This window comes from Enterocloster bolteae, assembly GCF_002234575.2.
Classification (GTDB): Bacteria; Bacillota; Clostridia; order Lachnospirales; family Lachnospiraceae; genus Enterocloster; species Enterocloster bolteae.
Window position 1 is genome coordinate 6,337,133 of record NZ_CP022464.2, and the last position, 20,935, is coordinate 6,358,067.

At 42.8% G+C, this 20,935-nt stretch carries 18 protein-coding genes, 1 tRNA gene and 1 riboswitch; of the genes, 3 read left to right on the forward strand and 16 right to left on the reverse strand.

Translation table 11 applies throughout. From position 1 onward, the window contains the following. Positions 1 to 24 precede the first annotated feature (24 nt). Complete coding sequence (gene gcvT, locus CGC65_RS29420) at positions 25 to 1,134, reverse strand: glycine cleavage system aminomethyltransferase GcvT (protein WP_002569110.1); 1,110 nt, start codon at positions 1,132 to 1,134, stop codon at positions 25 to 27. A 138-nt stretch (positions 1,135 to 1,272) separates the two neighbouring features. Further along, positions 1,273 to 1,416: riboswitch (glycine riboswitch) on the reverse strand. 314 nt (positions 1,417 to 1,730) lie between these two features. Here gcvT and CGC65_RS29425 point away from each other — a divergent pair. Beyond that, positions 1,731 to 2,603 carry a DUF3881 family protein gene (locus tag CGC65_RS29425; protein ID WP_002569111.1) on the forward strand — a complete coding sequence of 291 codons (873 nt, stop codon included), beginning with the start codon at positions 1,731 to 1,733 and terminating at the stop codon, positions 2,601 to 2,603. Positions 2,604 to 2,797: 194 nt separating this feature from the next. After that, positions 2,798 to 2,874 (forward strand) — tRNA-Arg (locus tag CGC65_RS29435). Between the two features lie 231 nt (positions 2,875 to 3,105). Here CGC65_RS29435 and CGC65_RS29440 read toward each other — a convergent pair. The 9 genes from CGC65_RS29440 to CGC65_RS29485 form a co-directional block, all read right to left on the reverse strand. Next, positions 3,106 to 4,566 (reverse strand): site-specific integrase, encoded by a 1,461-nt coding sequence (locus CGC65_RS29440; RefSeq protein WP_007036287.1) that lies wholly within the window; start codon positions 4,564 to 4,566, stop codon positions 3,106 to 3,108. Between the two features lie 19 nt (positions 4,567 to 4,585). Further along, positions 4,586 to 4,786, reverse strand: coding sequence for a helix-turn-helix domain-containing protein (locus CGC65_RS29445; RefSeq protein ID WP_002578422.1), 201 nt, complete (start codon positions 4,784 to 4,786; stop codon positions 4,586 to 4,588). Positions 4,787 to 5,324: 538 nt separating this feature from the next. Beyond that, positions 5,325 to 5,564: a helix-turn-helix domain-containing protein gene (locus CGC65_RS29455; RefSeq protein WP_002578423.1), complete on the reverse strand. Its 240-nt coding sequence runs from the start codon at positions 5,562 to 5,564 to the stop codon at positions 5,325 to 5,327. After that, positions 5,561 to 5,983 (reverse strand): RNA polymerase sigma factor, encoded by a 423-nt coding sequence (locus CGC65_RS29460; RefSeq protein ID WP_002578424.1) that lies wholly within the window; start codon positions 5,981 to 5,983, stop codon positions 5,561 to 5,563. The genes CGC65_RS29455 and CGC65_RS29460 overlap by 4 nt, the downstream gene beginning before the upstream one ends. Positions 5,984 to 6,238: 255 nt before the next feature. Next, positions 6,239 to 6,775 (reverse strand): VanZ family protein, encoded by a 537-nt coding sequence (locus CGC65_RS29465; RefSeq protein WP_007036290.1) that lies wholly within the window; start codon positions 6,773 to 6,775, stop codon positions 6,239 to 6,241. Positions 6,776 to 6,882: 107 nt separating this feature from the next. Beyond that, complete coding sequence (locus CGC65_RS29470; RefSeq protein ID WP_002578426.1) at positions 6,883 to 7,401, reverse strand: hypothetical protein; 519 nt, start codon at positions 7,399 to 7,401, stop codon at positions 6,883 to 6,885. Between the two features lie 125 nt (positions 7,402 to 7,526). Beyond that, positions 7,527 to 8,945, reverse strand: coding sequence for a M56 family metallopeptidase (locus tag CGC65_RS29475; RefSeq protein ID WP_007036292.1), 1,419 nt, complete (start codon positions 8,943 to 8,945; stop codon positions 7,527 to 7,529). Then, positions 8,926 to 9,339, reverse strand: a complete 414-nt coding sequence (locus CGC65_RS29480; RefSeq protein ID WP_002578428.1) for a BlaI/MecI/CopY family transcriptional regulator — start codon at positions 9,337 to 9,339, stop codon at positions 8,926 to 8,928. The genes CGC65_RS29475 and CGC65_RS29480 overlap by 20 nt, the downstream gene beginning before the upstream one ends. A 368-nt stretch (positions 9,340 to 9,707) precedes the next feature. After that, positions 9,708 to 10,379 (reverse strand): hypothetical protein, encoded by a 672-nt coding sequence (locus CGC65_RS29485; RefSeq protein WP_002578429.1) that lies wholly within the window; start codon positions 10,377 to 10,379, stop codon positions 9,708 to 9,710. Positions 10,380 to 10,678: 299 nt separating this feature from the next. Here CGC65_RS29485 and CGC65_RS29490 point away from each other — a divergent pair, with 299 nt between their 5' ends. Next, positions 10,679 to 11,884 (forward strand): IS110 family RNA-guided transposase, encoded by a 1,206-nt coding sequence (locus CGC65_RS29490; RefSeq protein ID WP_193466550.1) that lies wholly within the window; start codon positions 10,679 to 10,681, stop codon positions 11,882 to 11,884. A gap of 659 nt (positions 11,885 to 12,543) precedes the next feature. On the opposite strand, the gene CGC65_RS29495 is transcribed toward CGC65_RS29490, so the two are convergent. The 6 genes from CGC65_RS29495 to CGC65_RS29520 all read right to left on the reverse strand — a co-directional run bounded on the left by CGC65_RS29495 (position 12,544) and on the right by CGC65_RS29520 (position 20,898). Further along, positions 12,544 to 13,635, reverse strand: a complete 1,092-nt coding sequence (locus CGC65_RS29495; protein WP_039897384.1) for a hypothetical protein — start codon at positions 13,633 to 13,635, stop codon at positions 12,544 to 12,546. 130 nt (positions 13,636 to 13,765) lie between these two features. After that, positions 13,766 to 14,674: a conjugal transfer protein gene (locus CGC65_RS29500; RefSeq protein ID WP_002578431.1), complete on the reverse strand. Its 909-nt coding sequence runs from the start codon at positions 14,672 to 14,674 to the stop codon at positions 13,766 to 13,768. Positions 14,675 to 14,689: 15 nt separating this feature from the next. Beyond that, on the reverse strand, positions 14,690 to 15,694 hold the full coding sequence (locus CGC65_RS29505; protein ID WP_002578432.1) for a bifunctional lytic transglycosylase/C40 family peptidase: 1,005 nt from the start codon (positions 15,692 to 15,694) through the stop codon (positions 14,690 to 14,692). Continuing rightward, on the reverse strand, positions 15,691 to 18,072 hold the full coding sequence (locus CGC65_RS29510) for a CD3337/EF1877 family mobilome membrane protein (RefSeq protein ID WP_002578433.1): 2,382 nt from the start codon (positions 18,070 to 18,072) through the stop codon (positions 15,691 to 15,693). The genes CGC65_RS29505 and CGC65_RS29510 overlap by 4 nt, the downstream gene beginning before the upstream one ends. Continuing rightward, positions 18,069 to 20,522 carry a conjugal transfer ATPase TcpF gene (gene tcpF, locus CGC65_RS29515; RefSeq protein WP_007037481.1) on the reverse strand — a complete coding sequence of 818 codons (2,454 nt, stop codon included), beginning with the start codon at positions 20,520 to 20,522 and terminating at the stop codon, positions 18,069 to 18,071. The genes CGC65_RS29510 and tcpF overlap by 4 nt, the downstream gene beginning before the upstream one ends. Continuing rightward, complete coding sequence (locus CGC65_RS29520; RefSeq protein ID WP_007037480.1) at positions 20,506 to 20,898, reverse strand: conjugal transfer protein; 393 nt, start codon at positions 20,896 to 20,898, stop codon at positions 20,506 to 20,508. Before CGC65_RS29520 ends, tcpF begins: the two co-directional genes overlap by 17 nt. Positions 20,899 to 20,935 lie beyond the last annotated feature (37 nt).

Sequence of the window (20,935 nt, forward strand, 5' to 3'; positions counted from 1 at the left end):
AACTTGTTTATTATATCCCATAAATTACTGCCGTTTATAAAATGGCAGCTTCACTACCTCCGCGGCCACGCGGCGCCCGCGCACATCCACTTCCAGCGCTGTCCCCGGATCCTTAAACCCTATGTCAACCAGGGCCATGGCTGCCGGATATCCCAGGAACGGGCAGTGTGTGCCGGAGGTGGTCATACCCACCTGCTGTTCTCCTATGTAAACAGGCTGGTGCTCCCTGATGATGCCGCGGCCGGTTACCTTTAATCCCACACGCTTCCTGGTCAAAGGTCCCTTGTCCTGGATAGCCTGTTTTCCGATGAAATCATCCTTATCCATCTTCACAAAGATTCCCAATCCGGCTTCCTTGGGAGAAATAGTATCGTCCATCTCATGTCCGTACAGAGGCATGCCTGCTTCCAGCCTCAGGGTATCCCTGGCGCCCAAACCACACGGAATCAGGCCCTCATCCTTTCCTGCCTCCATGAGCAGTTCCCACATCTTAGGCGCATCCTCCGGCGCCAGATAAATCTCCACTCCGTCCTCTCCGGTATAACCGGTTTTGGAAATGATGCATTTCATGCCGCCCACCATGCGGTCAAAAAGGCAGGTATAGTATTTTTCAGGAATATCTTCCTCCTTCGCCACCTTTTTAAGCACATCCATTGCTTTTGGTCCCTGCAGGGCAAGCTGTGCCACCTGGGAGGAAATATCATCAAACACAACATCCCCTGACTGGTGGGCCTTCATCCACGCATAGTCCTTATCCTTGTTGGCAGCGTTCACCACGATAAAATAGCAGTCATCCCTGACCTTATACACAATCAGGTCATCCACCACGCCTCCCTGTTCATTGCACATGGGGCTGTATCTGGCCTGGCCCTCCGCCATGACCGTATAGTCATTGGTCAGGAGCATGTTCAGATTCTTAAGGGCGTCCGGTCCTTTGCAAATCACTTCCCCCATGTGTGACACGTCAAAAAGACCGCATTTGGTACGCACTGCCATGTGTTCCTCGATAACGCCTGTTTCGTACTGTACCGGCAGAAGATACCCTGCAAAAGGTACGATCTTGCCCTTATACGTTACGTGAGTGTCGTAGAGAGGTGTTTTTAACAAAACCTCCCCTGCTGTTTCTGTTCCCATAATCACTACCTCCTTCATGAAATTGTCTGGTCCTTAACAATCATAGACTATGAAAGCGCACGAACAAAAGATGTTCATGCGCTCTGTCCTTGGACCTGAAAGATTTGGCTTCTTCGGTGCTATGCTCTCCAGAGTATCGTCCGGTATCCGGTCCTTTTGCCTGAGAGTTTTCCGCTTCCCCTTCGGCGCTGTGTTCTGTATGCTGATAATACACGGATACGCTATATCAAGCGTATTCTGTATCTTTCATACATTTTGGTCAGTCTCTCCCGAATCCATCTTCCGATGATATAAAATTGTCCGCAAACGCAAATCCCACCGGCTTGCCTTGTGCTAATCCCATACTAACACAGGCGCGATTTTCAGTCAATAGCTAAAAAGTGTTTAAATTTTAACACATCAATCGCATTTTTCGCCTTATTTTCCAAACTTATTTTCACGAATATTTTACGGTTTATTTAGAAAAAATACTGGTAATCTCCTATGAAGTAGTATATAATGAGCAAAGGTGATGAGGCGAAGGGGTTCCTTTGGCCTCATTCTTGTATGAGTACGGTTTTAGGTGAGCAAAATCTTAAGTGAAAGAAGGTGACAAGATGCATAAGTTTATGCGGACAGTAGGATTCAGTATGTACCAGAAAAAACAGGATATGGCGAAGCTTTTAAAGCGTCTGGTAAAAGAAGCGGAGATGACCGGCCGCCTGGCGGAACAGGAAGGCAGCAGGTTCTGTGAACTGCGAACGGAAGTGGCCCCCGGCATGGGAGTTGCCATGATAGGCGAGATGAGCCCCAAAGGAACATTCAGCCGCGAGTATTACTTTCCCTATGTCAAGAACCCGGATGTAAGTTCAGAGGCGGAATGTTCCATCCAGCGCCACACGGAGCGTGAAACTTATGCAGGCCTTCTTGATGAATACAGGGTGGGCATATCCCTAATCTTCTACATGGAAAATTCCATGGAGTACAGGATGCGCCGCAGCGCCCGCCAGCCTGTCCAGCCAAAGGGAGCCGCCCTTACAGGACTGGCAGTCCAGGGTAAGGTGCTGCTGCCTGTCAATAAGACGGAAAAACAGGCAGAGGACTCCCGTCAGGCCGCCAAAAAACGCAGCAGTCTCCTGGAAGCCGCAAAACACGGCGATGAGGACGCCATTGAGACGCTGACCATAGAGGACATCGACCTCTATTCCATGGTATCCAGACGGATTGCCCATGAAGATGTGTACTCCATCATAGAGACATGTTTCATGCCCTGCGGCATAGAGTGCGACCAGTACTCCGTCATAGGGGAAATCACGGAAATCAGCACCAGCGCCAACCGGATTACCAAGGAAGAAATATATAACCTGAAGCTGGACTGCAACGATATGGTATTCCATGTGGCCATCAACAAACAGGACCTGTTAGGCGAGCCACGGATAGGACGGCGCTTTAAGGGACAGGTGTGGATGCAGGGTACGGTGCTGTTTTAAAGGGATGTTTCAACGGGATGTTTATTTGAAAATAGGACTTGATTTTTTTTACCACTTAGGTTATTATATAAGGCGGACCGCATGAGTATCATACGGCCCGCCTTATATTTGTGTTTCTGTAGCTCAGCAGGATAGAGCGTCCGCCTCCTAAGGGCTTGTTGGAGCAATCGCCCAACACTGAAAATTTTATACAAGTCCATGTACCTCAGTAGGATAGAGGGTCCGCCTCCTAAGCGGAACGCCGCAGGTTCGACTCCTGTCATGGACGCCAGTAAACAACGCTGTAAGCCTTTATTTTTAAGGGTTTACAGCTTTTTGAATATCACGAACACGAAAGCAAATGTACGGCTGCCTATGTCCGTGGGAGTTTCCAAAAGTCATTTATTTTACAAGAAAGCTTGCTAACACTCATTTAAGGTAGATGATGGTTTCATAGATTTTTGCTGTATTTGCTAACACTTTTCGATTAGCAGTTTTTTTCTGTTTGGAACAAAGCCCTTTGCTAACAGTAAGAAAGTGATTCTTTTAAGAGCTTGTCTTTCGTTTCCGGTGTCATGGATTTTAGCAATTCAAGCAGAAGTTTATCGCTATCACTGATGGATTTCTGTGCTTCCGAAAGTGGCTTGTGTTCCGGTTCCTCTGTATCAAGGGTGTCATAAAATTCTTCATCCAGCTTCTTTGCATTAAGCCGTCTGTCTTCATCCACGATTTCAGAGTAAACATCTGTTACCATCTCCGCTTCGGCGTGACCTGTATCTCCCTGAACAGATTTAATATCACCATGCGTCATTTTGAGCTTATACTTTGTGCTTAAATGGCGTAGGCTGTGAAAAACAACAGTTTCAAAATTGTGTTCCTCACATAGCATTGTAAATCTGTTCCGAACAATGCGGCTTTCTACGGGATTCCCATTTTCAAGAGCAATAACGAGGTTATAATCGTTATAGGCACTTCCTAAAAACTCTTTTAATTCCTGCTGGTCTTTCTTGTATTGAACCAGTAATTGAGCAAGCGTTGTCGGCAGCCATACGGTACGATTACTTGTTTCTGTTTTGGGTGTTTTTAACACCAGCCTTGTAGTACAGTGGGGCTTCTGGGTTGGGAAAATTTTAATAATATCTTTTTCTTTCAGCTTTTGCATAGCTGATTGAGAAATTCTTGCCAGCTCCTTATTGACGATAACTCTTGCATTATTATTTGCAATAGCTTCTTCATCAATAATCACATCATCCCAAGTAAGCCCCGTAATTTCGCCTACTCTTAATGAGCAGGCAAACGCCAAGTGCATACAAAGCAGGAGTAAATCATCATCCACAAGTTTGATTGCTTCCTTGAATGTCTGTACATTCCAAACCTTACGTTTTACCTTTGGTACTTTAGGCAAGGTGGCTAGGGAAGCCGGATTCCGCATTTTGCTGTCCAGATATTCCCAACGGATAGCCTGATTTAAGGCACAGCGGATAATATCATGGATTTTCTTAATGTTGGCAGGCTGCACACAGCGACCAGTCGCTTTTCGGTTAGCACGAGGAACTTCTGGAACACTCAACAGGCCATTGTAATATTGAGAAAGTTTTTTCGTGGTGATTTCATTTAACTTCCAATCTCCAATAAGCGGATTGATATAGTTGTTAATCGAACTCAATTTACTGCTGTAAGTATTGGCAGACCACTTCGATACACCATATAGATTGACAAAAGTAACAAGAAATTCCTTTAAAGTGATTTCATCATCTGGGGTATCTATTGCTTGCTCTGCTTCCTCACGCTGATGGGCGAATTGTTCTTCTAAAGGGACGAGAACATATCCATAGGTTTGTTGATAAAATTCAATAAACGCTTTTCGTGCCTTTGCTTCTTTTTTGGTTTCTAGGGTGTCCCATTTCTGCTTTCTTTCGCCTGTATCATCCATATACCAGTAAATAACTGAAAATTTTGATTTTCTTTGTTTGATTGAAGCCATATTATCTCTCCTTAAATGATTATTCGTGTAACCATTTATCGAAAGATATTTTAGATACTCTAATCATCCTGCCAGCTCTGATATAGTGAAATTGACCGCTTTTGACTAAAGCATATGCCGACTTCATGCTGATGTTTAAAAGAGCTGCTATTTCCTCTACCGTATATGTCTTTTTTTCAGACGTTGTAATACCGTGTGTATTCTCTTTACCATCTAACATAAGATTAAGGCTCCTTTCTATGATGGTAACAGTAAAATACACCTCTCTAACATCTTGAGTATAACACAGGAAATTAAAGTTTTGTAGAGGTTCAGTGCATTTTACTGTGAGCAAGTCAGCCGAACAGCTTTCGCTAAAGCTCATGGGAATCTCACCCCTGCATGGTTCTCATCCAGCCGTACCCTTTGCCAGCGGTGCTACATCATCACACGGACTAAGGCTGTACGGAAGTATCATTATCACGATAGAAAGGTCATGGCAGCAGCTCTGCAGTAAGCTGCTTATGGAACACTGGCAGGAATCGCTATCCGGTTTCATCCCTCCTTTGGTGGGTTACGGCGTGCCAGCCCAACGGCTCTCTTTCTATCGAAACGTATTCGGCTGCTTTATGCTGCGTTGATTAGACGCTTTCTTTTTCAAGGAACTATCCGGCTTGTCAGCCTGTTAAAATGCACTGACAGCAATACATTTTAATAGACTGGCAAGCTCTGTCTGGGAAGCATGGGCTTGTCCATGCTTCCACAGGAGAGCGTTATTTTTAGTTTGATTCCCTGATTTCAAAAGATAAAATTTTTGCAATCAGACGTGTTTCCATCCGGCGGCGTAGGGTTTCATCTACAACCATGTGGGTATTTCCGTATTCGTCTTTCATAGGACGCATGGAACGGCTTGCAATAAAACCGCTATAATGGCGTACAATCTGGTTGACTGCTTCAATATCGCCGTCCGCAGCCCTTACAATCACAGGAAACGGAATCATAGGGTGCTTTGCTGTCATGCTTCTTCCTCCATAAATTTTTTGATAAATTCCAGTCCGGCGTGTCTTCTTCTCTGGATGGTAGAACGGTTGACTTCCAGAATTTTTGAAATTTCCGTATCGTCAAATCCAAGAAAATAATATCTCAGGATAACATCACGTTTCTTTTCGTCCAGATGTTCCAATGCTTCTGCTAACAGGCTGTTTTCAATGCGGACAGTAAATCCATCCATTTCAAAAGTATGGAAATGGGATGGGTATGTGTCTTCGGAAGAAAACAGATTGACGGTGTAATCATCCATATCACAGAACAGGGTTTCCCGTTTACACTGTCTGGATAACACTTTGAGATAGTCTTTGCGTTCATCCTCCATAGCGACCTTGCAGATGTAATCAAACTGGTTCTCTATGGTTGCCTGAAATTCAGATGGCTTCATCATTACTCACCCCCTTTCTTGCCTTAAAAGAGGGTAGAAGATTTCTTGACTTCCCCCTTTCGTGCTTAGTCCCGACACGAAAGGGCTGTTTGTTGCATTATCTGTTAAATTTTCTAATTTCTAATGACACAACAAAAATAATAGGTGCAAAGCCATCTAGCATATGGCATTTTAAAACAATTCAAAATGGTATTTGCATTTATAGGCAAATAAAAAGAGAGCGCAAAAATGCACTCCCTCTTTAAATATAAATACCGTTCATTCTTTAAGCCAATTTAATATATGATATTTCTCCGCTAGTGTAATTATAAATAATCCCACTAAAATTCCAGCTATTTGTAACATAAAATCATCAATATCAATCACATAATTGGGAAAGCCAGTAATCAAATTAATAAGCAACTGAATAGGTTCAATAAATATACCTGCTAAAATACTAATAATGCTGATTTTCTTTACAGATGCTCTTAAAATAATATAAATCAATATTGGTATAGGCATTGTTAATACTATATGTCCGGCTATACTTATAAATCCCAAATTTTTCAATGTTTTAAATGGGATAGTTTGTAAAGTCAGCCATGGGCTAATACTATCAATGCTTTTACTTATAACTGTTGGAGAAAAATATATACCAATTAAAAAAACACAGTAGAAAGCAGTCAGAATATAACCTATCATATAAAAAGTGGATTCGTTTTTTTTAACGAAAGAGTATATTCCAAGTATGCCTAGAACAATAAATAACATTATAAATATCTTTAAGTCAGGAATCTGTCTTATATATGTCCACATAATTACCTTCCTCGTCTTTATAAAAAGGGATACAGGTATCTTCCACCTGCATCCCTAAAAATATCACCTTTCTGTTATTCAGGCTTTGCAATGTATATTACAACTTCTTAGAAGTTATAGCTAATATTTAACGTTCCTGTCACACGGTAGCCAGTAGCTTCTATTAATCTTAAATAAATTCGATATGTTCCACTTCCATCTCCAGTAAGTGTTACAGACCCTCCATCTTTTGCGGATACGTAAGCATAATCAGTAGCAGACCATTTATTTGTCACTGCTGATTTTTTTTCCAGTCCTATATATAAATCTGAATCATCGCCCCCTGGATATCCATAGCTCTCTATCCATACATTAATATCAAAAGTAGGTGTATCTGAAACTACCCAGTTTTGCTTCGTATAAATCCCACCGGTCATATCAAAGTCACCTCGATATGTACCGCTTCCTCTTACATCGGCGTTAATAATTATCGCCTCATAATTTGGATTGCTGTCATCAACAAAATCAAGATGTCTCCCATCGGTGGGGACCATCTGAACTGAAAAAGTATCTGCATATGCACTTATAGGTAAACAAACCATTAAAAATATTGAAATAAAAATCGAAAATATCTTTTTTATGAACATAACTTATCCTCCTTCCACATTTTTAATAGACACTGCTCTATTTGTAATTCCCCATTGGAATCCACCTCTTTTCTCTAGCCGCTACCTCAGGAAACATACTTTCAATGGCATTATATTGAGACTGTTTATTTTAATATAGTTATGCTTCCGGTAATATGTATACTCTTTGACGTAGTACCCTCCAAGAATATTTTATAGCTTCCAGATTGCTCAATTGAAAATGTATGGTCAATCCATCCATTAGAAGTCTGGACATATATTCTCTTGCCTTTGGAATCCTCAAGTCCCGCCTTAAAACTGTCAGAACTACTATCTGATTGTAGTATAAAAGCCACTTTATTACCTGAGGTCAAAGAAAGACTATCTCCATACTTCACACTTTTTCCATCAATTGTTATATCAATTGACGTTACTCCCCTTGGATTTATTTGTATCGGGTATTCTATTACATCTTCCGAATAGTGAAATTCCGTCTTCTCAGATAATTCTGTAGATTCCTGCTGGACTTCAACTTCCGTAATCCAAAGTTTCTTTACCACTAAATCCTGTAAATTTGACATACCCCAAGAAGCAGCAAACACTGTAAGGGGACACATCAAAACCATTGACATTACCAACACAGCAAATGATATTCTCTTTGTTTTTTCAGTCTTTTTCATGATATTTCCGATTCTCCTTTCCAAACCGTTTACCGTATGGCCGGTAAGCGACACGGTAGTTATACCAAGCTCTTTTTCCTGTATTTGTAAAATTAGTTCCGCATACATAGTATGTCTTTTGATGGGCTGGCGATTAAGTACTTTCTCATCACAGGCCATTTCATTTACTTCAACAAAATAATCTGATAGTCTGTAAATAAGCGGATTAAACCAATGCAGAGCGCATAAAATAAATACAAGTCTGCGAAAAAAATAATCCTGATTTTTGCAGTGAACCAACTCATGCTTTAACAGCAACCCCCATTCTTCCTGCGTGTAGTTATTCTCCGGCAAGAAAATTTTCTGTTCAAATATTCCTGTCATAAAAGGAGACTGAATTATTTCATTCGATAATAACAACACCGGACCCTTCAGACCTAATTCATTCATTGCCTCTCTTTTTGTCTCTAATAGAAGTTTATCCTGAGTATACTTACTGCATTTTTCTAGTTTTTTGAGAATCCTTCTGTCATTTGTATATTTGAAGATACCATAATAGATAAATCCTAAAAACCAGGCGAGAAAAAGCAACAGAGATATCCAGTGATTTCCCCAAGGTGTTCCGTAGCTAATTGAACTTTTGTGAATGGTATCCATATAAAGCAAATCATCACTGACCAAATAAATTCTTTCCCCAAAAACGAATTTATACAAAATTACACCAGCCAATACCGGCATACCAAAGGCACTGAATACTAGAACCATTTTAAAAAACAAACTTAAATGCTCCATGTCCATTCTTCTTTCCAGATGTTTTCCGGAAAGGGATATAACCGATATTAAAATATTCAATGAGACAAATAGCGTTACTAACAGTGCCAAAATGTCACTTATCTTCCAGCTCATCTTCCAGCTCCTTTAAAAGATTTCTGGTTTTTTCTATCTGTGCTTTTGACAATGTCTTCCCACAGAAGGCAGCAACTAGGCGTTCAAAAGAAGTATTACCCAATACCCCCTCAATCTGTTGGCGAAGTAATGCCTGCTCATATTCTTCCTGTGTGACTAAAACCGTATAGAAATGATGGAGTCCACTTTGCTTTTTATCAACGTAGCCCTTTTCAGAAAGATGATACAAAATCGTACTTTTTGTACCTCTTGCTTGTGGAAATGCCTGATAGATTTCCTCACTACTGACACCTTCTGGATGTTTCCAAATAAATTTCATAAATTCAAACTCTGTAGCAGAAAGTTTTTTCTTTCCACCCAGATAATTTAAAGGTGCTTCAGCAGGTCTTGCCATAAATACCCCTCCTTTCTGTATATTTGTTAATATAATTATATTTATATAATACCATATATTTGTGTTTTTGTTAATACATAATCTGTTCATAATATTAAAAATCTTTGGACTGCATATTAATCCATTAATCTTATCTCTTTTGTGATTCCATACTTTTATAGTAATATGAAGACGAAAAAGGGGAGAAGCCTTTAGATAAGGAATCTCGATGTTTCAGCGGCAAAAGCTAATGTACTAATCATATATCAAACGTCTGCAAAACTGTTTTTATACTTTTACAAATGTCTTATTCCTCAAAAAAATTATTCCGTAAAAGTATACTTTTACGGAATAATTTTTTGGTGGATAGTGCTTCTTCTATAACCTATTTAATCATCCACACTGCCAGACCCATGCAGAAATTCATTCCTAGGGAAATTTTCAGTAGCCAATTTAATATACATTGAATTACCAGGAATAGTAAAGTTTGCCCCACCCTTCACATCATCTGCATATCCCCGGAAACTCCCTACAGCATTTCCGTCAGACATTACAGTCAGAATATAACTATAATTATCATTGGTGCCTGTAGACTGGCTCTTAGAATAATAAACGTCAGACTGGGAATCTACCCATACAGTACTATGAACATTCCAGTAAGCGCTTGGGGTAGTGCCACTTGTCTGGATATTGTAGTAGAAACTGCCTGTAGAGCTAATCCCCTCTATTATACCTGTATTGGGATATATTCTTGCTAAATCGGGTTCGGATTCAGAACTATTTGCTATTGTCCTGGCCATTATTCTATCCTGTTTTACCCCTTCTACCGCTTCTGCTTCACTATGGTAAATAGAACCATTTATCAGTTCACCATTTTCATAGTTACCATCCAAAAGATAATCATCCTCGGATAACGTCTCTGCATTTCCCCGTGTTTCAACCTCGTACTGAACGGCTGGAAGGCTATCCAACAGTGATACTTCCTCTGCCATTGAGCTAAAAGATAATGCTGAGGTTGTCGATAATACCAAAATTAATGCTAGAATTTTTTTTGATTTCATAATATTCCCCTTTCTACTACAATATATTTATGGTTAATATCCCTTACAGCCAGTAAGGAATTATCCATCTTGTTGCTTAAGCTGTTACAATGTTGGAGCAATCGGTATATCGGCCTCCTTTCTTGGACTTCGCGTCCGTAATTAAGACTGATAACCAGCTCCTCATTTGCAGCGTTCGTTTTATGCAGGTTGAACTGCCTTTGGTACGTTCGTGTCACACCACAGTAGATTGAATAGGCAATGAGTAAAACTGGTACTTATCTATTGCAATAATCTTTAGGAGTGACAAATTTATGAACATGAACGCTGTTGGTATTGATGTTTCCAAAGGCAAAAGTATGATCGCCATTCTACGACCTTATGGAGAAATCGTTTCTTCTCCCTTTGAAATCAAGCACACCTCCAGTAACATCCAATCCTTAATTGAGCAGATCCGATCAATCGAAGGTGAATCACGCATCGTTATGGAACATACTGGCCGTTACTACGAACCACTGGCTCGTGAGCTTTCTCTGGCAGGTCTTTTTGTAACTGCCGTAAATCCTAAGCTCATTAAAGATTTTGGAGCTCATTCTCTCCGCAAAGTAAAATCTGATAAAGCTGACGCTGTAAAAATAGCTCGTTACACCCTTGACAGTTGGACGGAATTGAAACAGTATAGTCTTATGGACGAACTACGCAATCAACTAAAGACCATGAACCGTCAGTTTGGCTTCTACATGAAACACAAAACAGCTATGAAGAATAACCTCATCGGTATCCTCGATCAGACTTACCCTGGTGTTAATACTTACTTTGATAGCCCTGCCCGTGAGGACGGCAGCCAGAAGTGGGTTGATTTTGCTACTACATACTGGCATGTGGACTATGTTCGTAAATTCTCATTAAATGCATTTGTCGACCATTATCAGAAGTGGTGCAAACGTAGGAAGTATAACTTTAGCAAAGACAAGGCTGAAGAAATCTATGGAGCTGCAAAGGAGCTTGTTCCTATACTTCCAAAAGATGATCTAACCAAGCTGATCGTGAAACAGTCCATAGAACAATTAAACACTGCTTCCAAGACCGTGGAAGAGCTCCGTACCCTGATGAATGACACAGCCGCCAAGCTGCCGGAATATCCCGTTGTTATGGGTATGAAGGGTGTTGGCCCGTCTCTTGGCCCTCAGCTTATGGCTGAAATCGGAGATGTCACACGCTTTACCCACAAAGGGGCTATCACTGCATTTGCTGGTGTAGACCCAGGTGTCAACGAATCCGGAACCTATGAACAAAAAAGCGTTCCAACCTCCAAACGCGGCTCATCTTCCCTCCGAAAAACCTTATTTCAGGTCATGGACTGTCTCATCAAAACAAAACCGCAGGACGACCCTGTATATGCGTTTATTGATAAGAAACGTGCTCAAGGAAAGCCTTACTATGTCTACATGACTGCAGGCGCTAATAAGTTTCTGCGTATCTATTACGGAAGAGTAAAAGAATATCTAATGTCTCTTCCAGAATAGAGAATACCACATCCTTTCAGACCAGCAGATAATGGTGGTCTATTTGTTGTACCTGAAATTTAATCAACAATAAATCTTGAAAATTTCTCATTTTCCTATTGACTTTTTATTTGCAGGCTTAATATGGTTCAAAATGACTTAACGTTAAGATTAACTCTATTATTCTACCAAAAAGGATATAATCAATATATACTTTTATATTTCCAATCAATTCTATATTTATTTTCTACAGATTATCCAATACTTATTTTCCCGCCAATTTTATTTGACCATTGGCAGCACCTCCTTTACTTTAACGCTAAAGTGTGTTTCATTGACCCTGTCCAAAAATGTGATGACACATATTATACTTTAATTGAAATCATATAAAAAAATTCTTTCTTTTCACTTGAATGTGTAATATCGCAGGCGGAAGAAACAACATTTTATATTTTCAACTACTATTCTGATTTAACCGTGGTATATTCGTGGTAAAATGAGTGTTTTTCTATACCTCAGAATATTTGAAAGTATAGTATTTATTCGGATAATCGGAAATCAGACATAAAATTTAATTGGAAAAAATACACATTCTATGCAACGGTATACTGTTATTATAAATATTTCTTTCCCTTTTCATCCAATGGTTATAAACCATAAAAATGACCAAACAGATTGATTCAACTCCACCACTCCTCATTAGGAACTGTATCATTCCAAAAACCTTCTACATACCAACTATTTGTCAAGTCTTTTTTTAAGTATATATATTTTTCATTTATACCTTGAAGCAAACCGCTATTTGGTGATGAATCAGAGGATATGATATATACTTTAAAACAGGCTTTATCATTCGTAGTCTTTATTTCTTCACTACTTGCAGTTAATTGCAGAGCATTCCACTCTTTTTGTAATTCTTCCGAATATTCTATACCTTCAGATAATGCACAAATACCGGCATATTCACCATAATTTATCATAGTACAATAAGAGAATATTAACGATGAGGCCGACTCTGCCCCCTCATTAACGAATTGTTCATAAAAAAAATCGTCTTGTCTTGAAAGTTCCGGCATAGTACAATTCTTGTCGCTGAATAGTACCCACTCCTTGTCGTCTCTAATATATGATATTCCTGTAATTTTTTCATTTCTAACATTCAATATGCCATAACTCCCGTCAGCAAATAAAACTGATTTTTTACTACAACGATACGGCTTTACAGATAGTTGCTCAGGTGGGATGTCTTTTGTTAAAACAAAGTCTTCAAATATGTCTTTTTCAGAAATATCATTTGTTAAGTTTAAGTTTCTGGATATACGGTCATATTCATATGGAAGCTCAGAGGATGTAGACCATATCCATATAGTGTCAGCATTTGGACTGACTGATATCCTACAGGAAGAATCATTACTAAAATCATATCCTAATGCCTGTAAGTCAATACTATCCTCTATTTCACCAGTGGTCAGATTATAAATAAATAACCCAAAATAATCATGCATTATAATAATGTTGTCATCCGCAAAGTCTAAAACCGGCATATCGGTTGCAATCTTTGTATTTACAGACCACTTGGCAGGAGTGGCCTGCATATTAAAACTTGGCGGTGATTCTGATGTATGTACCTCAGTTTTTCCCGTACTATTTATTGCTGCCGCTATTTGCTCCTGTTTAAGTTTTCCAGAGTTTGAACATCCAACAACAATCGTACTGAAAGCCAATGGTATAATTGTAAAAGTTACAAATCTTGGCATTTTTGTAATAAACAATCAAATCTCCTCCTTGTATTAAACTCCATCAATAATGATAGAAATATAATATATTTAAATAATATAATTATATTTGTATAATACCACATATTTTGCTATTGTCAATATTTAATCATTTATCAGCCTTGACTTATTTAACAATCTTCCAATTCTCCCCATTCTTCTCTAGAACAAGGTCAAACTGTGATATCTGTGTTGTCATAGTCTGATTATCCAGATATTTCACCGCAAGGGAAGCTGTCACCTGATTCCCTTTTCGGTTGTAAACCGGATTCACCAGTTCCGAGAAGATATATTCTTTCCCCACAGGTTTCAGCACGCCCTCATTCACATAATAGGTCAGCTCCTTTGCGGTTGCCGTAGGGTACAGCTTGAAAAAGGTAGTGAGAAATTCGTTGATTTCCTCCGTAGTGATGGAATCCACCGTACCGTCACTTTGTACTGCTTTTGGAGTGTAGCCGGATTTTACGGGAACGCTGGTGATGGTAGGATTCTGAACAATCGTCAGGTTTCCAGAGCCATCCACATAGACTGTCACCTGATAAGCGGAACGGACGGTTTTACTGGATTCCCCCTCTGTGATACGCTGTTCTACCGTATAGGTCACTTGATAATGCTGCTCCTTTTCTTCTATGATTTCCCATATCTGAAAGTCAGTCAGGGCAGACGATACGGGGATGTCCTTTCGGACGGTATCTACATTCAGGGCTTGCAGTTCTCCGGTGAGATACCCTTTTAAAGCATTTGTCCGGTTATCAATGGAAGCGGCGGACTGTTCCCATGAATAGTAGACTTCTGCGAAATTCTCCACAAAGTTTTCTATCTTGTGGGTGTCAATGATTTTTTCCTCAATCACTTTGGTTTCATGGACAGTGTGGATGTCTATCGCCGTGAAATTCTTATAGACGGCAAACAGGAAACTCACCGCCAGAAGCACCCACAGGGCAATCACGGTTTTTTTGTGGGTATTGACTTTGTAAACTTTCAGCTTCTTTTCTTTCTGCTTTTTCTGGTTTTCCTCTTTTCTAATCTGAATCATATCGGTTCATCCTTTCTATTGTTTGATTCGTCCGGCTCCGGCAAGGTGCTGTTGCCAGTAGGAGCCTGTCAGGTCTGCATAACCAATGGGATTTCCGGCATGGTACATCCGGTTATTTCCCACATATAGCCCCACATGGGTGATATAGGTTCCGGCGTTATAGGTGGAGTGGAAAAAGACCAAATCCCCTGCTTTTGCTTCGGACAGAGGGATGTGCTGTGTTACATTGTACTGTTCCTGTGCTGTCCGTGGCAGGGCGATTCCTGCCTTGCCATAGCACCACTGCACCAGTCCCGAACAGTCAAAGGAAGTGGAGGGGGAATCGCCCCCGTACACATACGTCCAGCCCTCATATTTTAAGGCTTCCTCCATGATAGCCTGCACCGTTTCATCATCAAACTGTGCCACGGTCAGGTATTGCGATACTAAAAGGACGTAAAACATATTTCCGTAGGAATACCGCCAGCCCCCGTTTTTTTCTACGGCAACAGGGTTGGTGTAGGTGACTTTCTTTCCGCCGGATTTGTCCCTTGCGAAGCTCTCTGCCAGTTCAAAGGTGTACTTTTTTCCGTGTCCTGCCACATAGTCTAGGAAACCGCCACCGTAATTGTAGGACTGAATCACACTGTTTAAGTCGCAGCCCTTTGTTTCTGCCGCTGCGAGCAGTTCCGAGAAATATTTGCAGCCCTGTTTGATGGATTCCTCTGTGCTAAGGGAGTTCGGGGGAAGCCCCAGAGATTCCGAGGACTGCATAACGTCTTCCAGTGTGCCGCCGGATTCCACCTGAATGATGGCGAGCAGCACATTTAAGTATTCCTCTATGCCATATTCCCTTGCATACTTTTCCAGCATAGGTTTATGAGCGAGGACTTCCTGTGACACGCTCATACCCCCATAGATAAGGTTTCCGCCGCTTCCGCCGTCTTCCTCATCCGAGAAGACAATCACCACCAAAAGGAGCAGGGAAAACATCATCACGAACACGCCGGAACAGGCGAAGAAAAGGTGTCTTAACTTCATGGTTTCTCCCCTTTCTTCTGTTTGGCAGCCGCTTTTACTGTTTTTGTCCACTCCTTTCTGGCTGTGGTACGCCGGATGGTAAAGTTCGATTCCTTAACCGCAGGAGCAGCCCGTTTTCCTTCCGGTATCACAGGAGCCGTATCGTTCTGGATAGGTCTTACCGGACGGGGAGCAGCAGGTGTGGTGGTTGGAGCTGTCTTTTGTCTTTCATCTGGCTGGACAGGGGAAGCCGGTGGGACTATCTGGCGTTCTGCCCTTACAGGCGGTGTATGTTCATAGTGGATGGAAGCAGCTTTTACCACCGGAACCGAAGCCCGTTCTGCCACAGTCCCCTCATAAGAAACCTGTCCCCGTTCCCTGATGGATGGGGGAGCTGGCTGTATAGCTGGCTTTCCTGCATGAGCGGTATCTGCATGATTTCGGAAATTTTCCGGCTGCTTTGTAGTAACAGGGCGTTCATGGACAGGAGCCGCCCCTTTGGGTGCTTCGGAAGCAGTCTTTTGCGGCTGTTTTGCCTGTTCCAGTTCCGCCCTGCGTTCTGCAATGGTCTGTCTGCGGCTTTCTGCCTGTGCGTTCCGCTGTTCGGCTCTGGCAGTTCGGGTCTGGGTCACGCTGGAAGTAAAATCCTGTACTCCCTCTGATACCTGTGTTTTCCCGTGGTAAAGGGCGTACTTTGCATTGACAGGCAAATCTTTTGCCTGCTCCCGAAGCTGTCCGGCAGTATCGGCTATCTTATCTTTGGTATCTGCCACTGCACCCACCGCAGAGCCAGCCCGTTTCCATGCAGATTCCTTTTCCGGTGCTGTCTGTCCGTCTGGTCTGCTGTGGTCTGCCTGTGTCCGTTTGGAGGAACCGGAGTTGGAAGCATTTTTCTGGTCTGAGCCAGCCTGTTTCCCTGCGTGGTATGCAGCTGTTCCAGCCCCAAGAGCTGTCACAGAACGTCCTAACTTATGCTGTAAACGGTGCATATGGGCGTGCATGAGCATACGGGGTCTTCGCATGATACGGCTTCCCATGCTTTGGGAATCACCGCTCTGTAAGGAGAACATCCCCATCAAATCCCCCAGCTTGAAATAAATTCCGGCAAAGGTCACTATCTGCAAGAACGCCGTCAGGAAGAACGGATATTCCCCAGACAGGTTGTAGAGCATGGTGGAAATACTGAACGCTACCGTGATAATCAGGGTGATTCCGGCTCTGGTAAGGATGGTATTGAACAGTTTCGTGATGGCACGTTTTGACATCCCCTCAAAAGAGGGAACCATGCTAAGGAGAAAGCTCACAGGCAGGAACATGGCGTAGATGATAAAAAGCACCTGTGAGAAAATCATTATCCCCGTGAGCAGGAATACAAAAACGGAGATACCGATATTGAACATGAACAGGAAGAAGACAGTTCCCAATCGGTTGATGGTCTTTGTGATGGTAAGGTTCGTGTTTTCCCTGTCTTCGATTTCCTCCACCACGATTTCTTCCCTGTCCTGCCCGTTGTTTTCGTCTGGACTGGTTGAAAGCAGGCTTTCCACACGGTCTGTTCCAATGCTTTCCACATCCGAGTTGCCATATTGCAGCAGGAGCCACGGCTGCTTGACCTGAATGGAAAACAGGCTGTCCCGTATCAAATCCACACTATCTTTTCCCTGACTTTCCGAGTTGGGCAGCACAATCTTTGTGCCAAGGGTCAGGCTGGCATTGCTGATGTCTGCGGAAAATTCATTGATTTTCCCGATATAATCAGGAGCGTAGGCGATAAAGGCAGCGGACAGCACGAACACTACCACAAAATTGACAACGGCATGGATGGCTTTTGTAGTTTCCCGTTTGATAAGCCCTGTGTAGGCAACGTAAATCCCCACCACCAGAATGAGAATCAGCAGGAACCCGATATAAAATCCCTCCGAGGACAAGCCGCCTGTGGTAACGCCTGCAAGGGTCTGCATATTTTTCCCGATGGAATCCGCCGTGGAGGAAATGAAGTCCAGCGAGTAGGCTTCCTGAATCAGATACCCTGTGGCGTTGGAAAGGTACAGGCTGATGGTCCAGATAAAATTTGTGATGGCATACAGCCCGTACATTACCTGTTTTCCGATACCGTCCAGCCAGTTCCACGGGAGCCAGTCCCATCCGCTGTCCACATAAAAATCAAGCTGGTAGTTGTCCAGAGGATATTTGCTGTATTCGTTGGCAGCGTCCACCGTATCATCCACCAGTCCGGCAGCGTGGGCGGCAGTACCGAAGACTGCCAGCAGCAGGAGGATGAGCAGGAGTGCCAGCAGCACTTTTCCTGCTATACTCCCGATTTTTTTTAAAGAGTTTTGTCCCTTTATCCGGCAAGGGACAAGGGCTGTCCCCTGCTGGATGGGCTTTCTTATCTTCATTCCTCCACCTCTTTTCTTACGGGCGGTCTGGTGTCAAAGGCATGGAACAGGTCTTCAAAGATAGGGTGGAACTGTATCACTCCTACACGCCCGTACAAATCACTGATAAGGCACTGTCCGTTTTCTAAGTCACGGAGCCGTTTCTGGTTGTTTTCATCTTCGGAATCCACCCCGAAAAAGGTGAGGGTCTTTTTGATTTCGTTGATGTCCGTGGAACGGAACGCATACTTCAAGCCCAGATTGTTTTTCAGTTTTTCATCCAGCAAATCGTCCGTGTTCTGGGTCACAAAGTAAACGCCTGCGTTCATGGCACGTCCGGCACGGACCAGCTTCATAGAGAGGGTCTTGCCCTGTGCCACCTGTAAGAAGCTCCATGCTTCATCCAAATCCACAATCTTAAACACGCTGCGGTCGGTATGGATGAAGTCGAGGGCAAAGGTACTGATAACAATGAGCATTGCCACGGAAAGCAGCTCCATTGTGGTGTATTCTTCAAAGGTCGTTTCCTTATCCGGCAGCACCAAATCCGCCACCTGAATGATGTTGAGCTGCTTTTCAAGGCTGATGGACTGTGTGACATCCTCATCCGAAAAGAGCAGATGTGCAAAGTCATAGTCCGTAAAGGATTCAATATGGTCTGCTATGCTGGTGCTGATGGTGGTTCCCTCCGCCCGTAGTTCCTCAATCACCTTTAAAAGCCCCCGCTCCTCACTGTTTGTTACCGCACGGATGGCTTTCCGAAGGACGGGGAACTTCTCCCCGTCACGGCTGGAAATGCCTGTTAAAAAGGTCAGGATGTCGATTGCCAGTGATTCGGAATCCTTTGGGTTCTCCATAATCACATAAGGGTCAAGCAGGCCCCTGTTCTGTTCCTCCGAGGTCAGGTTTACGATATTGATTTCATGGGCGATTTCCGGCAGGGTTTCCTTCCAGCGTCCCCGTTCCGCTTTCGGGTCAACAATGAGTGCCTGTGCCCCAAACAATACACAGTAGTAGACAATCATGTTGTTACTGAATGATTTTCCACCGCCGAGGGAGCCGACAAAAGCGGCAGCAAGGGCATTGGTGACAGAGCCTTTCACACCCTGACTGGCAAGGGCAGGCTTTAAGTACACGTTTCTTCCCGTATCAAGGCTATACCCGATATAAATGCCCTCCGGTTCCCCCAACATCTGGGTTGCACCAAAGCCTAGACCCGCGAGGAAGTCACTGGTGACATACTGGATGTAATCGTTCATATACCGTTTGCTGGCAGGGAGAAATTCCCCATGCAGCCCCAGCATATCCCCAAAGGGGCGGACCAGCTTCACGTTCAAATCGTCATAAAAATCTTTTACCTCATTGCAACGGCGTTTCAGTTCTTCCAAGTCGGGAGCCGTCACACGCACCACATAGGACAGCTTGTACATGGATTCCTTGCTCTGGTCTAAGGTGGATTCCAGCTCATTTACGCTGTCTAAAGCGTCCACCACATTTGTGCTGGTTTCACTGTCATTCTGCCATGCGTGGTTGTCCAAATCTTTCAACTCTTTTTTCTTGTTCCGTACCGTGGAGAGGGCTTTCCGGTTTGTCACAATCTCTACATTCATAGAGGTATCAATGGGAAAAGTAAATTGCTGCTGTTGATAGTAAAAGATTTCCGAGGATGGAAAGTCCAATTCCCCCACAATGCTGTTGATGGTGAAGTAGGCGGCATATACCGTTCCGTCTTCCTGTTCGATTTTCAGATACCGCTGGTTTTCCTCTATCAGACAACGGGTGGGTTTGATAAGGTCATAGTATTTTACCAGCGTTTCCTCCTGAAACCGCTTCTTCGGCAGGTAATACTCATAATCTTCATAGGCGGTTCCGGTCTGTCCGTATAAATGCTCAATCAGATAGCCAAAATCGTCCTTATCAAGCCGCCGGACTTTAAAGCGGCGTGAAATTTTACTTTCCAACAGTTTTTCCATCTTCTGAAACCGCCAGATTTCCTCATTGCTCATGGAAACAAAATCCTCCATGAGTTTGTGGTTGACTTCATGGAGGAAGTCGGAAACAGCGGTCTTTGCTTCCCTGCGGAACTGTTTTATGGTGACTTCCTGCTCATTGACAAGCAGCTTAAAACCGATAAAAAAGCGGTAGTCCACCTGATTTTCCCCTATCATGGAAATCAGGGCTTCGGTCTGTGCGTCAATCTTTGCACAGGCAACGTCCTTTAACTTGCCCGTCACTTCCTGTTTGGAGCGTTCCTGTGCCGCCCGTATGCTGGATTCAGTGCTGATTTGCAGGGCGTGAATCTTTCCATCCCTGTTCTGGGCGATAAGCTGACGGAACGAATCATGTACCTGATATTTCTGCTCAGGGCTTAAAAAGGAATAGTTGTAGGGAAGCAGCTCATAGTAAGCGAAACACTCCCCGTCATGGTTGAACACAAGGTTATTTTCGATATACTTAATCGGATATGCCATAAATATCACTCCTTACTGCCGTGATGGGCTGTGCCGGATATTCCTTTTCCAGCTTCACGGGCTTTCCTGCATACGTCAGTTTCGGGCGTACCAGATATGCCAGTACGGATTTCAGGAAGCCGTAAGGCTTTTTCCCGTCAAAGGTCTTCTGGCACATGAACCAAGTGAGGGCAAAGGGTACGCCGAAGTATTTCAAAAATGCCCCGTCAATGAACGAAAGAGGAGGGAAGTTCCCAAAGAGCATAACCGCAAACATTGACACCACGAACCACGCCATCTGTGTGAACGTGATAGGAAATGGCAGCTTAAAATCATTGATGGAATAGAGTACCTTTTCCACCGACCAGATACTGGTATAGCTTCGTATTTTTTTCATGTTGTCTGTCCTTTCTAAAAGATGGGGCAGCAAAAGA

Bases quoted from the DNA above. Each gene is read 5' to 3' on its own strand.
- gcvT (WP_002569110.1), bottom strand. From the start codon at position 1,134: ATGGGAACAGAAACAGCAGGGGAGGTTTTGTTAAAAACACCTCTCTAC.
- CGC65_RS29425 (WP_002569111.1), top strand. From the start codon at position 1,731: ATGCATAAGTTTATGCGGACAGTAGGATTCAGTATGTACCAGAAAAAA.
- CGC65_RS29440 (WP_007036287.1), bottom strand. From the start codon at position 4,566: ATGGCTTCAATCAAACAAAGAAAATCAAAATTTTCAGTTATTTACTGG.
- CGC65_RS29445 (WP_002578422.1), bottom strand. From the start codon at position 4,786: ATGTTAGATGGTAAAGAGAATACACACGGTATTACAACGTCTGAAAAA.
- CGC65_RS29455 (WP_002578423.1), bottom strand. From the start codon at position 5,564: ATGACAGCAAAGCACCCTATGATTCCGTTTCCTGTGATTGTAAGGGCT.
- CGC65_RS29460 (WP_002578424.1), bottom strand. From the start codon at position 5,983: ATGATGAAGCCATCTGAATTTCAGGCAACCATAGAGAACCAGTTTGAT.
- CGC65_RS29465 (WP_007036290.1), bottom strand. From the start codon at position 6,775: ATGTGGACATATATAAGACAGATTCCTGACTTAAAGATATTTATAATG.
- CGC65_RS29470 (WP_002578426.1), bottom strand. From the start codon at position 7,401: ATGTTCATAAAAAAGATATTTTCGATTTTTATTTCAATATTTTTAATG.
- CGC65_RS29475 (WP_007036292.1), bottom strand. From the start codon at position 8,945: ATGAGCTGGAAGATAAGTGACATTTTGGCACTGTTAGTAACGCTATTT.
- CGC65_RS29480 (WP_002578428.1), bottom strand. From the start codon at position 9,339: ATGGCAAGACCTGCTGAAGCACCTTTAAATTATCTGGGTGGAAAGAAA.
- CGC65_RS29485 (WP_002578429.1), bottom strand. From the start codon at position 10,379: ATGAAATCAAAAAAAATTCTAGCATTAATTTTGGTATTATCGACAACC.
- CGC65_RS29490 (WP_193466550.1), top strand. From the start codon at position 10,679: ATGAACGCTGTTGGTATTGATGTTTCCAAAGGCAAAAGTATGATCGCC.
- CGC65_RS29500 (WP_002578431.1), bottom strand. From the start codon at position 14,674: ATGATTCAGATTAGAAAAGAGGAAAACCAGAAAAAGCAGAAAGAAAAG.
- CGC65_RS29505 (WP_002578432.1), bottom strand. From the start codon at position 15,694: ATGAAGTTAAGACACCTTTTCTTCGCCTGTTCCGGCGTGTTCGTGATG.
- CGC65_RS29510 (WP_002578433.1), bottom strand. From the start codon at position 18,072: ATGAAGATAAGAAAGCCCATCCAGCAGGGGACAGCCCTTGTCCCTTGC.
- tcpF (WP_007037481.1), bottom strand. From the start codon at position 20,522: ATGGCATATCCGATTAAGTATATCGAAAATAACCTTGTGTTCAACCAT.
- CGC65_RS29520 (WP_007037480.1), bottom strand. From the start codon at position 20,898: ATGAAAAAAATACGAAGCTATACCAGTATCTGGTCGGTGGAAAAGGTA.